14 protein-coding genes are annotated in these 15,042 nt (G+C 54.3%); 12 read left to right on the top strand and 2 right to left on the bottom strand.

Going from position 1 to position 15,042, the window contains the following annotated elements:
• Positions 1-8: 8 nt before the first annotated feature.
• On the bottom strand, positions 9-1,682 hold the full coding sequence (guaA, locus tag V8247_RS08460) for a glutamine-hydrolyzing GMP synthase (RefSeq protein ID WP_338737415.1): 1,674 nt from the start codon (positions 1,680-1,682) through the stop codon (positions 9-11).
• A 70-nt stretch (positions 1,683-1,752) separates the two neighbouring features.
• Between guaA and V8247_RS08455 the strand changes: the two genes are divergently transcribed.
• From V8247_RS08455 to cimA, 12 genes are all read left to right on the top strand, one after another.
• Positions 1,753-2,373, top strand: a complete 621-nt coding sequence (locus V8247_RS08455; protein ID WP_338737414.1) for an L-threonylcarbamoyladenylate synthase — start codon at positions 1,753-1,755, stop codon at positions 2,371-2,373.
• A gap of 6 nt (positions 2,374-2,379) precedes the next feature.
• Entirely contained in the window at positions 2,380-2,811 is a 432-nt protein-coding gene (gene rpiB, locus V8247_RS08450; RefSeq protein WP_338737413.1) for a ribose 5-phosphate isomerase B, read from the top strand.
• Between the two features lie 106 nt (positions 2,812-2,917).
• Complete coding sequence (ilvD, locus tag V8247_RS08445; RefSeq protein WP_338737412.1) at positions 2,918-4,585, top strand: dihydroxy-acid dehydratase; 1,668 nt, start codon at positions 2,918-2,920, stop codon at positions 4,583-4,585.
• 9 nt (positions 4,586-4,594) lie between these two features.
• Entirely contained in the window at positions 4,595-6,283 is a 1,689-nt protein-coding gene (gene ilvB, locus V8247_RS08440) for a biosynthetic-type acetolactate synthase large subunit (protein WP_338737411.1), read from the top strand.
• The gene (gene ilvN, locus V8247_RS08435) at positions 6,283-6,804 is read left to right on the top strand and encodes an acetolactate synthase small subunit (protein ID WP_338737410.1); all 522 of its coding nucleotides are present in this window, start codon (positions 6,283-6,285) and stop codon (positions 6,802-6,804) included. Before ilvB ends, ilvN begins: the two co-directional genes overlap by 1 nt.
• Before the next feature lie 11 nt (positions 6,805-6,815).
• On the top strand, positions 6,816-7,817 hold the full coding sequence (ilvC, locus tag V8247_RS08430; RefSeq protein WP_338737409.1) for a ketol-acid reductoisomerase: 1,002 nt from the start codon (positions 6,816-6,818) through the stop codon (positions 7,815-7,817).
• Positions 7,818-7,947: 130 nt separating this feature from the next.
• A complete protein-coding gene (locus V8247_RS08425; protein ID WP_338737408.1) occupies positions 7,948-9,483 on the top strand; it encodes a 2-isopropylmalate synthase in 1,536 nt (511 codons plus the stop codon).
• Between the two features lie 10 nt (positions 9,484-9,493).
• Positions 9,494-9,919 (top strand): MgtC/SapB family protein, encoded by a 426-nt coding sequence (locus V8247_RS08420; RefSeq protein ID WP_338737407.1) that lies wholly within the window; start codon positions 9,494-9,496, stop codon positions 9,917-9,919.
• Positions 9,906-11,159 (top strand): 3-isopropylmalate dehydratase large subunit, encoded by a 1,254-nt coding sequence (leuC, locus tag V8247_RS08415; protein WP_338737406.1) that lies wholly within the window; start codon positions 9,906-9,908, stop codon positions 11,157-11,159. The genes V8247_RS08420 and leuC overlap by 14 nt, the downstream gene beginning before the upstream one ends.
• A 28-nt stretch (positions 11,160-11,187) precedes the next feature.
• Entirely contained in the window at positions 11,188-11,691 is a 504-nt protein-coding gene (gene leuD / locus V8247_RS08410; RefSeq protein ID WP_338737405.1) for a 3-isopropylmalate dehydratase small subunit, read from the top strand.
• Positions 11,691-12,779, top strand: a complete 1,089-nt coding sequence (gene leuB, locus V8247_RS08405; protein WP_338737404.1) for a 3-isopropylmalate dehydrogenase — start codon at positions 11,691-11,693, stop codon at positions 12,777-12,779. The genes leuD and leuB overlap by 1 nt, the downstream gene beginning before the upstream one ends.
• Before the next feature lie 2 nt (positions 12,780-12,781).
• The gene (gene cimA / locus V8247_RS08400) at positions 12,782-14,377 is read left to right on the top strand and encodes a citramalate synthase (RefSeq protein WP_338737403.1); all 1,596 of its coding nucleotides are present in this window, start codon (positions 12,782-12,784) and stop codon (positions 14,375-14,377) included.
• On the opposite strand, the gene V8247_RS08395 is transcribed toward cimA, so the two are convergent.
• Positions 14,354-14,980, bottom strand: a complete 627-nt coding sequence (locus V8247_RS08395; RefSeq protein ID WP_338737402.1) for a SagB/ThcOx family dehydrogenase — start codon at positions 14,978-14,980, stop codon at positions 14,354-14,356. The genes cimA and V8247_RS08395 overlap by 24 nt on opposite strands.
• Positions 14,981-15,042: the final 62 nt, after the last annotated feature.

The following is a 15,042-nucleotide window of genomic DNA, read 5'->3' as shown; positions in this document are numbered from 1 at the left end:
AACCGGGATTATTCCCATTCAATGGTGCCCGGGGGCTTGGAGGTAATATCGTAAACAACCCGGTTAACACCCGGCACTTCATTGACAATGCGGTTAGATATACGGGCCAGCAGGTCATAGGGCAGCCGGGCCCAATCGGCGGTCATGGCGTCGTCACTGGTAACCGCGCGGATGGCCACCATATGGCCGTAAGTCCTGAAATCACCCATAACGCCGACGCTTCTGACATCTGTGATAATCGCAAAACTTTGCCATACCTGGCGATAAAGCCCTGCCTTTTTAATTTCGTGCATCACAATCCAGTCGGCGGCGCGCAGCATTTCCAGTTTTTCCCGGTTCACTTCGCCAATCGCCCGTATTGCCAGACCGGGGCCGGGGAACGGCTGGCGCCAGACCATCTCTTCCGGCAAACCAAGCTCTATACCGACCTGCCTGACCTCGTCCTTAAACAGGTAACGCACCGGTTCAAGCAGTTTCAGGGCCATGTTTTCCGGCAAACCGCCCACATTGTGATGGCTCTTAATCTTGGCCGATGCCGTACCGACGGAAGAAGTGCTTTCAATCACATCGGGGTACAACGTTCCCTGAGCCAGGAAATCCACCTGGCCGAGTTTCAATGCTTCTTCTTCAAAAACGGCGATAAACTCCGCTCCAATGGCCTTCCGCTTCAGTTCCGGGTCAGTTACTCCGGCTAATCGCTTCAAAAAACGGTCAGTGGCCTCAACATAAACTATGTTCATGCCCAGATTCTGGCGGAAGACTTTTAAGGTGCGGTCGGCTTCCTCGCGCCGGAGCAGCCCGTTATTAACAAAAATACAGGTAAGTTGGTCGCCGATAGCCCGATGAATCAGGCTGGCCACAATGGACGAATCCACGCCGCCGGATAGCGCAGCGATAACTTTGCCGCCGCCCACCTGTTCCTTGATTTTAGCAATACTCTCGGAAATAAAATGCCCCGGCGTCCAACTGGGCTGGCAACCGCAGATGTTGAATACGAAATTCTGGAGCAAAGTCTTGCCGTAGGGTGTATGGGCCACTTCAGGATGAAACTGCAGGCCGTATATGTTCTTGCCGTTGCCCATTACTGCGTAGGGAGAATTTTCGGTATAAGCCAGTGACTTAAAATCAGGCGGAAGTTTTTCCACCCGATCGCCGTGGCTCATCCAGGCGGCGGAGGCATCGGGCAGGTCCTTGAAGAACGGGTCATCAAATTCACTCAGATGCAGCACGGCATGGCCGTATTCACGGGCCTGGCCTTCGGCGACGATGCCGCCGAGTTGCTGAGTGATTAACTGCATCCCGTAACAGACGCCCAGTACCGGCATTTTACTCTCATAGATATAAGCCGGCGCCATGGGGGCTCCCGGGGCGTACACACTGGCCGGGCCGCCGGAAAGAATGAACCCCTTGGGATTCAGATGGGCAATTTTCTCCCATGGCGTGTTATGAGGAACCAATTCACAATAAACGTTTAATTCGCGAATCCGCCGCGCGATGAGCAGACTGTACTGGGAGCCGAAGTCAAAAATGACAATGGATTCCCTGGAGGCACCGGACACGGCGCCACCGGCCTCGGTGGTATCAGCCTGCTTGGCGATTTCCAGATAAGTGGATACCTCAATGTCGCCCGACGTGGTAACGCGATGGGATTCCTTAGGGCTAAGCTCTTCATTTTTTGTCATGTTAATAGTATAAAAGATTATCATTCTGATATACTAGCGTCAAGATATATACTTTAGGTAGACATAAAGTATGACAGCGGAATTTTCCAACAACTCCACCCCCGGTGCTTTGGCGCGGGCAGTGGCAATTATTAAGGGCGGCGGGGTAGTGGCTTTTCCGACCGATACGGTTTATTGCCTGGCGGCCTCCATCAAATTTCCGGCAGCCGTCAGCCGTATTTTTGATATCAAAGGTCGCGAAACCACCAAGGCGTTGCCTGTGCTCGTTGCCGATACCATTCAGATGAGACAGGTAGCTGAGATGACGCCGCTGGCTGACCGCCTGGTCAGGAGATTCATGCCCGGCGGGCTGACGGTAATATTAAAGAAAACTTCGGAAGTGCCTGATATTGTCACCGGCGACCGGGACACCGTGGCTGTACGTATTCCGGGTCATACGTTGCCTTTGTACTTGATTAAAGCCTGCGGCGCCCCGCTGACCGGCACCAGCGCCAACTTGAGCGGGCACGGCAGCGTCTGCACCGCCGGTGAGGTATCGGCCCAAATCGGTCATCTGGTGGATTTTGTCCTTGACGGCGGTTCCTGTCCGGGGGGCAAAGAATCCACCATTATTGACCTGACTTCAGATCCTCCGGCCATCGTCCGGGAAGGCGCAGTTGAACGGGAAGAATTGGAAAATTTCTACAAGTAGGATTTTATGAAAATTGCTATCGGTAATGACCACCGCGGATATGGGTTAAAAGTTAAAATCACGGCTTTACTGAGCGCACAGGGCCACGAAGTTTACGACTTCGGCACCGACAGTGCGGAATCTGCTGATTATCCCGATTTCGGCCACCTGGTCGCCTCAAAGGTGGTCAACGATGACGCCGACCGGGGGGTTCTCATTTGCGGCACCGGCATCGGCATGAGCATGACGGCCAACAAATACCCCGGCGCCAGAGCGGCCCTCTGCTACCAGACGGAATACGCTGAGCTGACCCGGCGTCATAACGACGCCAATATTCTGTGCCTGGGCGAGCTTAACGGTGACGACCTTAATTTGGAAGTGCTCACCGTATTCATAAACACCGAATTTGAAGGCGGGCGTCATCAGCGGCGCATTGATAAGATTTCCGCCTGCCGTTAACCGGATTTTAATCGTATTTCCTTGATAAATTATCGTGCCTGTGATAAGGTTAGATGTACTATTTTTACCCGTCCCCCTCAGGACGGTTTTTAGTTAGGCGGCCCGTATGAACAGTGATTCCATAAAAACCGGTGTTGAACGCGCACCCCATCGCGCCTTGCTGCGGTCGCTCGGTGTAGCTCCGGCGGATTTCAAAAAGCCTTTTATCGGCATTGTCAACAGTTTCACTGAAATAGTGCCGGGGCATCAGCATCTTCGGGATATAGCTGATGCGGTCAAAAAGGGCGTCACCCAGGCCGGCGGCGTCCCGTTTGAGTTCAACACCATTGCAGTCTGCGATGGTCTGGCCATGAATCATGACGGCATGAAGTACAGCCTCGCTTCCCGGGAACTGATTACCGATACGGTAGAGGTTATGGCCCGGGCACATGCCTTTGACGGTCTGGTGTTTATTCCTAATTGTGATAAAGTCATTCCCGGCATGCTGATGGCCGCGGTCAGGTTGAATATTCCGGCCGTATTTGTCAGCGGCGGGCCGATGCTGGCCGGGCGTCTCCATAAAGACGGCCAGGTTAAGGCGGTTGATCTGAGCTCAGTTTTTGAAGCCGTAGGCGGCTTCGTCAAGGGCACCGTATCGGCTGAAGAATTGGAATCAGTTGAGGCCGCGGCCTGTCCCGGTTGCGGTTCCTGCTCCGGGCTGTTTACGGCCAACACCATGAATTGCCTGACCGAGGTTTTGGGTATCGGCCTGCCGGGTAACGGCACCATCCCGGCCGTTGACAGCCGCCGCCGCGCCCTGGCCCAGCAAGCCGGAGAGACTATTTTACGATTGATCGCCGAGGACCTCCGGCCGCGGGAGATTATTACCAAAAAAGCCATTGATAATGCCTTTGTGGTTGATGTGGCGCTGGGCGGCAGCAGCAATTCAGTGCTGCACCTGACCGCCATTGCTCATGAAGCCGGTATTGAATACCCTTTAAGCCGGATTAACGAAATAAGCGACAAAACACCGTGCCTGTGCCGTATCCGGCCGGCCGGTGATGACCACATTGAAGACCTTGATGCGGCTGGCGGCATTCCGGCCGTAATGCGGGAACTGCACGGCTTCCTGCACCTGGATACCCGGAGTGTCTTTGGCGGCATTCTCGGGGATGTTTTAAAAGAAGCCATTCCGGCTGACGGACAGGTAATCCGCTCGCTGAAAAACCCGGTAGCCGCCACCGGCGGTATTGCTATATTGTTCGGTAATTTAGCCCCGGAAGGGGCCGTGGTTAAGCGTTCGGCCGTCGCCGCGGAGATGATGGTGCATACCGGTCCGGCCTGCATATTTGAGTCGGAAGAAGCCGCTACCGATGGTATTAAATCGGGTAAAGTGAAGTCCGGTGATATCGTGATTATCCGCTATGAAGGGCCGCGGGGCGGTCCCGGCATGCGTGAAATGCTGACTCCAACTTCAATGCTGTCCGGCATGGGTTTGGATAAAGAGGTTGCACTGATAACCGATGGCCGTTTCTCCGGCGCCACTCGCGGTGCGGCTATCGGCCATGCCGCTCCGGAAGCCGCGTTGGGCGGACCTTTAGCCGCGCTGCAGGAAGGGGACATTGTAGACATAAACATTCCCTTGCACCAGCTTAATGTCCGGCTGAGCGATGAGGAAATCAAATTGAGATTATCACGCCTCCCGGTATTTCAGGCCAGGGTTAACTCCGGCTATTTGAAACGCTACGCCTCAAGGGTCAGTTCCGCCAGCCGCGGGGCGGTTTTTACCGATTAGGAGCACAAGATGAAGCAAACCGGTTCAGAGATTTTATGCGAAAGCCTGTTGAAAGAGGGCGTTGAAGTCATCTTCGGCTACCCCGGCGGGCAGGTATTGCCTTTATATCACACGCTGACTGATTATCCGAAACTGCGGCATATTCTGGTTCGCCATGAACAGGGTGCGGTCCACGCCGCTGATGCCTATGCCCGGGTTACCGGCAAGGTCGGCGTTTGTCTGGCAACTTCCGGCCCCGGGGCCACCAATCTGGTGACCGGTTTGGCCAATGCTTACATTGATTCTATTCCAATGGTGGCCATCACCGGCCAGGTACCCATGGCGATGATCGGCCGGGACGCCTTCCAGGAAGCAGACATTACCGGCATCACGTTACCGATAACCAAACATAATTATCTGGTCACCGATGTCAATGACCTGGCGCGGACCATTAAAGAGGCTTTTTACATCGCCGGTACCGGTCGTCCCGGCCCGGTGTTGATAGATCTGCCGCGCGACATCCAGCAGGCGGCCGCTGAATTTCATTATCCCTCCAAAGTCCATCTGCCGGGTTACAAACCCACCAGAGCCGGTAATCAGCTTCAGGTAAAAAAGGCCGTCAAGCTGATTGGCGAGGCCTCAAAACCGGTGATTATCGCCGGCCACGGCGTCCGTATCTCCGGCGCTTACAAGGAATTGCGGCAACTGGCTGAAACCACCAATATTCCGGTAATCACCACGCTTTTGGGTATTTCCAGCTTTCCGGAAACCCATGAACTTTCGCTGGGGATGTTGGGCATGCACGGCCTGGCTTGTGCCAATATGGCGGTGACTGACTCTGACCTGATTATTGCCATCGGCATGCGGTTTGATGACCGGGCCACCGGCAAGATCAGTGCCTTTGCCCCGTCAGCAAAAGTGGTGCATATTGATATTGACCCCGCCGAAGTCGGCAAGAACGTTAAAGTGGACGTCCCCATCGTCGGTGACGTCAGGACCGTTCTCCTTGAACTGAATAAAGAGATTGCCCCCGGCGACCATTCAGATTGGTTGAGCAGGATAAACGGTTGGAAAAAAGAATACCCGTCAGGCGTGGAAATCCGGGAATCCGACACTATCCTGCCGCAGTACGTTATCCGCAAAATCTGGGAAAAGACCCAGGGCCAAGCTACCATAGTCACCGGAGTCGGGCAGCATCAGATGTTTGCCGCCCTGCATTATTACTACGATAAACCAAACAGCTTTATTACTTCCGGAGGCTTGGGCACCATGGGCTTTGAGTTGCCGGCCGCCTTCGGCGCACAGGTTGGATTGCCGGGTGAACCGGTGTGGTGCATCGCCGGTGACGGCAGCATCCAGATGACTATTCAGGAACTTGGCACTATTCGTCAGGAAAACGCCCCGGTCAAGATCGCCATTCTGAACAACGGCTTTTTAGGCATGGTGCGTCAGTGGCAGGAACTTTTTTACGACCACAACTATTCAGCTACGCCGCTGTGGTGCCCTGATTTTATTAAAATATCTGATGGTTACAGCATTCCGGCCAGAAACGTCACCTGTAAAGCCGAAGTGGAAGCAGCCATTGAACAGGCGGCCGCGACCGACGGGCCGTTCATTTTGAATTTTATCATTGAGCCGGAGGAAAATGTGTATCCGATGGTGCCGCCCGGTGCCGGCATAAACAATATTCTTCATGAGCCCAAAAAGGAGGCTTGCTGATGGCTGCCGCCAAACATACTATTGTCGCTCTGGTTGCTGACCGTCCCGGTGTCCTGAACCGCATGGCCAGTCTGTTCCGCCGCCGCGGTTTTAACATAGACTCTATCGCTGTCGGCCACTCAGAAACCCCGCATCTGTCCCGCATGACCATCGTGGCTGAAGGAACCACCACCCAGGTAGAACAGATTCGCAAACAGGTAGAAAAAATAATTGATGTCATCCGCGTTCAGGATATTACGTCTCAGGACATCGTAACCCGCGAACTGGCTTTAATTAAAGTCAAGGCCACTGCGGAAAATCGTTCGGAAATCATGCAGATAGTGGATATCTTCCGGGCCAAAATTGTTGATGTTTCCGCCGGTTCCGTCATGGTTGAAGCCACCGGAGATGAGGAAAAAGTAGATTCCCTGTATAATCTACTCAAGCCCTTTGGCATCATGGAAATGACCCGCACCGGGCGTATTGCCATGCCTCGCGGCGACCAGGTGAATCGTCGCACCGACGTTGAATCAGAAAAATAATAGGAGAAAAAATGGCTACCATTTATTACGAAAAAGATTGCAACCCCGAGCTGCTCAAGGATAAGGTAATTGGTATTATCGGCTACGGCAGTCAGGGACACGCCCACGCACAGAATTTGCGGGACAGTGGTTTCAACGTCATTATCGGCGGACGGCCCAAATCCCCCACCTGCACTCAGGCCGGGGAAGACGGCTTTCAGGTCTTCTCCAACGCTGAAACCGCTAAAAAATCTGATATTCTCATGATTCTGGCCCCGGATCAGGTTCAGGCCAAAATCTACCGGGAAGACGTTGAACCTAATTTGAAGCCCGGCATGACTTTGATGTTTGCCCACGGCTTTAACATTCATTTTGACCAGATACTGCCGCCGGATAATATAGACGTCGCCATGATCGCTCCCAAGGGACCCGGTCACATGGTTCGTCAGGTTTATACTGAAGGTGCCGGCGTGCCGGCGCTCATCGCCGTGTTTCAGAATGCCAGCGGTAAAGCCCATGACACCGCGCTGGCCTATGCCTCCGGTATCGGCGCGGCCCGGGCCGGTGTTTTAGAAACCACTTTCGCGGAAGAAACCGAAACCGACCTTTTCGGTGAACAGGCAGTTCTTTGCGGTGGGACCGCTGCCCTGGTGAAAGCCGGATTTGAAACACTGGTTGAAGCCGGGTATCAGCCGGAAGTCGCCTATTTTGAGTGTCTGCATGAACTTAAGCTGATTGTTGACCTGATGTACCGCGGCGGCTTGCGCTATATGCGTTATTCGGTCAGCGACACCGCAGAGTACGGCGACTACGTTACCGGTCCGCGCATCATCACCGATGAAACCAAAGATGAAATGTGGCGGGTACTGACCGAGATTCAGGACGGCACTTTCGCCCGCGAATGGATACTGGAAAATCAGGCCGGCAAGCCTCACTTCAACGCCACCAGGCGTATTGAGGCCACCCATCCCATTGAAATCGTCGGCGAGCAGCTGCGCGGTATGATGAGCTGGCTGAACAAACCTAAAAAATAAGCGGCATTGAAAGTCTGAAACGCATGAAATATTTATCCCGGAATCTTCTCATCCTTATTTACCCCTCTTCCTGGCAGGAGGAGGGGTAGCCGTTATCTGAAAATAACGATTTTAGGAGGATTCCGGATAAATGGACAAGTTAAAGATTTTTGATACTACGCTGCGGGACGGCGAACAGGCAGCCGGCGCAGCCCTGAACATTCAGGAAAAACTGGAGATCGCCCGGGCGCTTGACCTGCTCGGTGTTGACGTCATTGAAGCCGGCTTCCCGGTTACTTCGCCCGGCGATTTTGAAGCCGTCAAGCGCGTTGCCGGTGAAATCAAGAATTGCACCGTCTGCGGTTTGGCGCGGGCTAATGCCAAAGACATAGACCGGGCTTATGAGGCCTTGAAGGACGCGGTCGCTCCCCGTATCCATGTATTTATCTCGGCTTCCGAGGTTCACATGGTGCACCAGCTGAAGAAAAACCGCGGTGAAGTCCTGCAGCTGGCCAGAGATATGGTCGCCCGGGCCAAAGGCTATCTGTCCGATATTGAATTTTCCCCGATGGACGCTTCACGCTCGGACCCGGAGTTTCTGTACGAGTTGCTGGAGGCTGTCATTGACGCCGGCGCCACCACCCTGAATATACCTGACACCGTGGGTTATGCCATGCCGCACGAATTCGGCGGCCTGATTCAGAATATTTTTACCCACGTCAGAAATATTGACCGGGCTGTTATCAGCGTTCATTGCCATGATGACCTGGGTTTTTCGGTTGCCAACAGCATGGAAGCGGTACGTCATGGCGCCCGGCAGGTGGAATGCACTATAAACGGCATCGGAGAACGCGCCGGCAACGCCGCGCTGGAAGAAGTCGTCATGGCTATTCGTACCCGCCCGGATTACTATGACGTCACTACCTCCATCAACTCCGAGCTGATTTATCCGACCTCACGGCTGGTGAGCCAGCGGACCGGTTTTTCTGTTCAGCCGAATAAGGCGGTTGTCGGAGCCAATGCCTTCCGCCATCAATCGGGCATTCACCAGGATGGCGTCATCAAGATGCCCAAAACCTACGAGATTATGGACCCGCATTCCGTGGGCGTGCCGTCTTCCAGTCTGGTGTTGGGTAAGCTGTCCGGACGGCACGCTTTTAAGGAACGCCTGGCGGAATTAGGCTATAACCTTTCAGAAGCCGACTTTGACCGGGCCTTTAATGCTTTCAAGGAACTGGCGGACAAGAAGAAGGAAGTGGCCGACCGGGATTTGGAATCAATCGTCGCTGAAGAACAGCGGACGGTGGTTGAAGCCTACCATTTAGACCGGCTTCAGGTAACCTGCGGTGACCGGGGTGTGCCTACCGCTGCGGTCCGTCTGATTGGACCTGAAGGCGTCATTCTGGAAGACGCCGCTCTGGGTACCGGTCCGGTGGACGCGGTCTATAAAGCCATTAACCGCCTGGTCGGTGTGCCTAACCGGTTAACCGAGTTTTCGGTTACCTCTATCACCGCCGGCATTGATGCCATCGGAGAGGTGTTCATCCGCATTGAAAGCGAAGGCGTTTCCTATTCGGGGCGCGGCTCGGACACCGACATCATTGTCTCCAGTGCCAAAGCCTATATGAACGCGTTAAACCGGTTGTTGGCATTTAAACTTAACGGCTTGCCGACCACTACTGATTAAGGTATTGCTCATGGAAAATGAACTGGAAATGGTCATCAGGTTGGTTCTGGCAGCGGTATTAGGCGCTGTTGTCGGCGTGCAGCGGGAAAGCGCCGGTAAATCTGCCGGGATACGCACGCTGGCGCTTATTTCGCTCGGCGCCGCGCTTTTCACCGTTGTTTCCATCTTTGCCTTTGATGCCGCTGACCCGGCCCGTATCGCGGCCAATGTCGTGACCGGAATCGGCTTCCTGGGGGCCGGCACCATCATGCGCCGCGGCGAAGGCGTTATTGAAGGTATGACCACCGCGGCCACCATCTGGGCGGTCGCGGCCATCGGTATTGCCGCCGGCGCCGGAATGTATCTTATTGCTATAGCTACCGCCATATTAATTTTGTTGTTGCTGATCCTGCCGCACACCAACCATAAAGGGAGTAATAAAAGTGAATCTAGCTGAAAAGATACTGGCCGCCCACGCCGGTAAAGACCATGTGACCCCCGGGGAGTTTATCAGCGCTAAAGTGGATGTCGTGCTGGCCAACGACATTACGGCGCCGATTGCCATTCGTGAGTTTTGGAAATTCGGCCTGGAAAAGGTGTTTGATCCCAAGAAGATCGTATTCGTGCCGGATCACTTCGTGCCCAATAAGGACATCGCTTCGGCCGAGCAGGCCAAGATATTAAGGGAATTTTCCCGCGCTCAGGGCGTCAATTTCTTTGAATGCGGGCAAATGGGGATTGAGCACGTTATTCTGCATGAAAAAGGCCTGGTCATGCCCGGTGACGTTGTCATCGGCGCGGATTCCCATACCTGCACTTACGGGGCTCTGGGGGCTTTCGCCACGGGTATGGGTTCCACTGATATCGCCTCAGCCATGGCCACCGGCGATATCTGGATGAAAGTGCCGCCGACCATTAAGTTTAATTTCAAAGGCAAGCTGCCAAAATACGTCAGCGGTAAAGACCTGATTCTCTACACCATCGGTCAGATCGGTGTTGACGGCGCGCTTTATGCCGCCATGGAATTCGGCGGTGAAGCCATTGATAAGCTGTCAATGGAAGGCCGCTTCACCATGGCCAATATGGCCATTGAGGCCGGGGCCAAAGCCGGTTTGTTTCAGCCCGATAAAAAGGCCGTCGCCTATGCCCGGGGTCGGGGTGACCGGAAGCCGGTGGTTTTTGAAGCTGATGCCGATGCTCAGTATCAGGCGGTACATGAATACGATGTTTCTCAACTGGAGCCCCAGGTAGCCTTGCCGCATCTTCCTTCCAATGTTAAACCGGTCAGCCAGGTCGGCCGGGTTTATCTGGATCAGGTGGTCATCGGGTCATGTACCAACGGGCGCTTTGAGGACCTGCAAGCCGCAGCCAGTATTATGAACGGCAAAAAGGTTAATTCCAATTTGCGTTGTATCATCATCCCTGGTTCACAGCAAGTGTATCTTGATGCCTTGCGGGCAGGTTATATTGAGGTATTCATTCAGGCGGGCTGCGCCGTTTCCACGCCCACCTGCGGCCCGTGTCTCGGCGGTCATATGGGTATTTTAGCCGCCGGTGAAAAATGCCTGGCCACTACTAACCGTAATTTTGTCGGCCGCATGGGTAGCCCCCAGAGCGAGGTATATCTGGCCAGCCCGGCCGTTGCTGCCGCCAGTGCCCTGGCGGGCAAGATTGTATCACCCGGCGCCCTGGCCTGAATTTCATTATTAAACTAACGGAGGCTACATGCTGAAAGGTGTTGTTCATAAATACGGTGCCAACGTGGATACCGATGCCATAATTCCGGCGCGCTACCTCAACGTTTCCGCTCCCGATGAATTGGCGAAGCACTGCATGGAAGACATTGACCTGGAATTTGTAAAAAAGGTCAAGCCCGGCGATATCATCGTGGCTACCTCAAATTTCGGTTGCGGTTCTTCCCGGGAACACGCCCCCATCGCCATTAAGGCGGCCGGAGTATCGGCGGTGGTCGCCGGCACTTTCGCCCGTATTTTTTTCCGTAATGCCATAAATATCGGCCTGCCGTTACTGGAAAGCCAGGAAGCGGTGGACGCAACCGAGGCCGGGGATGAATTGGAAATTGACCTTGAAGCCGGCACCGTCCGCAATGTCAACAAGAATCTGGTTTTCAAGGCCAAGCCGTACCCGGATTTTATGAGTCAGATTATTCAATCCGGTGGTTTGATTGAATATACCAAACACCGGATTTCAAAAGGGGTAGTTCAATAGTGAAATATAGAGTAACAGTTCTTTCGGGCGACGGCATCGGGCCGGAGGTGATGGCCGAGGGCTTGAAAATACTCCAGGCCGTTGCTGCCAAATATCACCATGAATTTGAATTTAAATCTGAGTTGATCGGCGGCATAGCCATTGACCAGACCGGTTCGGCATTGCCCGCGGCCACCCTCAAAACCGCGAGGAAAAGCCATGCGGTTTTACTCGCCGCGGTCGGTGACCCGCGCTTTGACGATCCTAAACTGCCGGTTCATCCGGAGGACGGCTTGCTGGCATTGAGGAAAGGCCTGGGCCTGTTCGCCAATCTGAGACCGGTTAAGGTTTTTGATCAACTGGTTGATGCCAGCACTCTTAAGCCGGATGTCATCAGGGGTACTGATTTTATCTTTATTCGGGAACTTACCGGCGGCGTCTACTTTGGCAAGCCAAAAAAGGAATGGGTTACCGCCGGCGGCCGAAAAGCGGTTGATACCATGGTGTATTCAGAACACGAGATTGCCCGGATCGTCCGGGCCGGTTTTGAAGTCGCCCGCGCCCGGAAAAAGGTTCTGGTATCGGTGGATAAGGCTAATGTCTTAAAATCATCACGGCTGTGGCGACAGGTAGCCATTGAAGTATCGGCGGAATATCCCGACGTCACCTTAACCCATGCACTGGTGGACGCCTGCGCCATGCAGCTCATCCGTACTCCATCGGCTTTTGACGTCATCGTTACGGAAAATCTATTTGGCGATATTTTGTCGGATGAAGCGGCGCAACTCGCCGGTTCCATGGGCATGCTGCCTTCCGCCAGTTTAGCCGGCATCCCGGTGTCCGGACATAAAACCTTCGGTTTATATGAGCCGATACACGGCAGCGCCCCCAGTATCGCCGGCCAGGATATCGCTAACCCGGTGGCCACTATTCTGTCGGTGGCCATGATGTTACGCTACTCACTGGCCCTGGAAACTGAAGCCCGGGCGGTAGAGGCTGCCGTCAATTCCGTTTTGGAACGGGGCTACCGTACTGATGATATAATGGCGCCGGGCAATACCCGGGTCGGTACCCGGCAGATGGGGGATTTGGTCGCCGCCGAGGTTTAGTCATGACTGAAATACAATTATATGATACCACCCTCCGCGACGGAGCCCAGCGTGAAGGCATCTCGTTTTCGGTTGCTGATAAGCTGCATATCGCCCAGCGGCTTGATGATTTCGGCATGCACTTCATTGAGGGCGGCTGGCCTGGAGCCAACCCCAAGGACAATGAATTTTTCCAGCAAGCCCTTAAAATGGGTTTTAAGAATGCCAGTCTGGTCGCCTTCGGCAGTACCCGTAAAGCCGGTATAGCCGCGGAAGATGACGTTACCCTTAAGGCTCTTTTGGAATCCGGCGCGCCGGTAGTGACCCTGGTGGGTAAAAGCTCAGCGCCTCAGGTAGAAAAAGTCCTGGCGACCACCCTTGAAGAAAACATCCGCATGGTGACGGATTCTATTGAGTTTCTGAAAGCTCATGGCCGGCGCGTTTTTCTGGATGCCGAGCATTTTTTTGATGGTTATAAGGCCGACCAGGCTTATGCGCTGGCCGTCCTGAAGGCCGCTGCCGCTGCTGGGGCGGAGTGTCTGGTCTTGTGCGACACCAACGGCGGCGCCTTACCCGGCGAAATCGCCGAAGCAGTATCCGCCGTCGTTTCCGCCGTCAATGTTCCGGTCGGTATTCACGCTCACAACGATGCCGAATTGGCCGTAGCCAACAGTCTGGCCGCCGTCAAGGCGGGCGCCGTCCAGGTCCAGGGCACCATCAACGGTTACGGCGAACGTTGCGGCAACGCTAATCTGTGTTCCATCATCCCGGCTCTTAAGTTAAAATTTGGCTTGGATGTTTTGCCGGACAATAACCTGTCTGACCTCACCGAATTGTCCCATTTTGTATCTGAAGTGGCTAATCTGGCCCCGGATCCCTTTCTCCCTTACGTCGGCCACAGTGCCTTTTCACACAAAGCGGGACTCCATGTATCAGGTCTGGCCCGTTGGGAGTTTGCTTATCAGCATATAGACCCGGCGGCGGTCGGGAACAAACCGCGGACGCTGGTTTCCGAGCTGTCCGGTAAAACCAACATTGTACAACGCGCCACCGAAATCGGGGTTGAACTCCCGGCCCGGGGCAAAGAAGTCAAGGCCTTGCTTCAAAGAGTCAAAGACCTTGAAAGCCTGGGCTTTCAATATGAAAATGCCGAGGCTTCCTTTGACCTGCTGGTTCATCGGGCGGCGACCGGTTACCAGCCCCCGTTTGAACTTATTGACTTCATGGTGGTGATAGAAAAACGGCGGCGTGCCCCCATGGTATCTCTGGCGCATGAAGAGATGATGAGTGAAGCCATCGTTAAAGTGCGGGTTAACGGCGAAGTTATGCATACCGCCGCCGAGGGCAACGGCCCGGTAAACGCCTTGGACCTGGCCTTAAGAAAAGCCCTCCTGCCCTCATATCCCACCCTGGCCAGGGTCAATCTTAAAGACTTTAAGGTGCGGATTCTTGAAGAAAGCACCGGCACCGGTTCTATTGTCAGGGTGTTGATTGAGTCAACTGACGGTAATGAGGAATGGCACACCGTCGGCGCCTCTTCCAACCTTATTGAAGCCAGTTGGTTAGCCCTTGTTGACAGTCTGGAGTATTGGCTTTTAAAAAACGGCGGGCAGGTTTAACGGCGCACTGCCGATCGGGATGATATACAGCGGCGCATGATTCTCGCCCGCCCCTGATATTTCCCTGACAGCGTCGTCATCAAATGCCCCGACGGCCAGCGCCCCTAAACCCAGCGCCGTTGCCTGAAGGTACACATTCTGCGCCGCATGACCGGCTTCCATATGAACATATCTTTCAGCCCGTTGCCGGTAACGCGCTTTGGTTCGTTCATAATCCGCCGTAATTATCAAACTTACCGGTGCCTCAGCAATAGATTGCTGGCCGAAAGCAGCCGCGGCCAGCGCCGCCCGAAAGTCACCCCGGCTGCGGCTTATCAGCCCGTTTTCCGCCGGGACATACAGATATATACCTGAGCCAGTCGCCTCAACTCCGTCAGCACCGATGACCACCCATATTTCCAAAGGGAAAAGGCCTCCGGCGCTCGGCACCGTGCGATGTTCCCCAATTAAGACTCCCTGAGCTGCCCACAGAATTTGAGCCAACGCTTCCTTGGAGATTTCCTCTTTGAGGAAACGACGTACTGAACGCCGGCGAAAGATGGCAGCTTCAACGCTTACATCGCTGTCCAATTTCGGACCGGGCAGCCTTACTAAACCGTCCATGATGATTATTATAACACCACCGGTTTATTGACCGGTGACCTTTCTTTAAGCAACCCGGCGTA

Source organism: Dehalogenimonas sp. W (assembly GCF_037094495.1).
Lineage (GTDB): Bacteria > Chloroflexota > Dehalococcoidia > Dehalococcoidales > Dehalococcoidaceae > Dehalogenimonas > Dehalogenimonas loeffleri.
Note: the sequence above shows the minus strand (reverse complement) of the source record. Positions and strands in the feature narration are given on the sequence as shown.

Coding starts and splice junctions, on each gene's coding strand:
- V8247_RS08425 (WP_338737408.1), top strand. CDS start 7,948: ATGGACAAGTTAAAGATTTTTGATACTACGCTGCGGGACGGCGAACAG.
- V8247_RS08395 (WP_338737402.1), bottom strand. CDS start 14,980: ATGGACGGTTTAGTAAGGCTGCCCGGTCCGAAATTGGACAGCGATGTA.
- ilvN (WP_338737410.1), top strand. CDS start 6,283: ATGGCTGCCGCCAAACATACTATTGTCGCTCTGGTTGCTGACCGTCCC.
- guaA (WP_338737415.1), bottom strand. CDS start 1,682: ATGACAAAAAATGAAGAGCTTAGCCCTAAGGAATCCCATCGCGTTACC.
- ilvD (WP_338737412.1), top strand. CDS start 2,918: ATGAACAGTGATTCCATAAAAACCGGTGTTGAACGCGCACCCCATCGC.
- ilvC (WP_338737409.1), top strand. CDS start 6,816: ATGGCTACCATTTATTACGAAAAAGATTGCAACCCCGAGCTGCTCAAG.
- rpiB (WP_338737413.1), top strand. CDS start 2,380: ATGAAAATTGCTATCGGTAATGACCACCGCGGATATGGGTTAAAAGTT.
- cimA (WP_338737403.1), top strand. CDS start 12,782: ATGACTGAAATACAATTATATGATACCACCCTCCGCGACGGAGCCCAG.
- V8247_RS08420 (WP_338737407.1), top strand. CDS start 9,494: ATGGAAAATGAACTGGAAATGGTCATCAGGTTGGTTCTGGCAGCGGTA.
- ilvB (WP_338737411.1), top strand. CDS start 4,595: ATGAAGCAAACCGGTTCAGAGATTTTATGCGAAAGCCTGTTGAAAGAG.
- leuD (WP_338737405.1), top strand. CDS start 11,188: ATGCTGAAAGGTGTTGTTCATAAATACGGTGCCAACGTGGATACCGAT.
- V8247_RS08455 (WP_338737414.1), top strand. CDS start 1,753: ATGACAGCGGAATTTTCCAACAACTCCACCCCCGGTGCTTTGGCGCGG.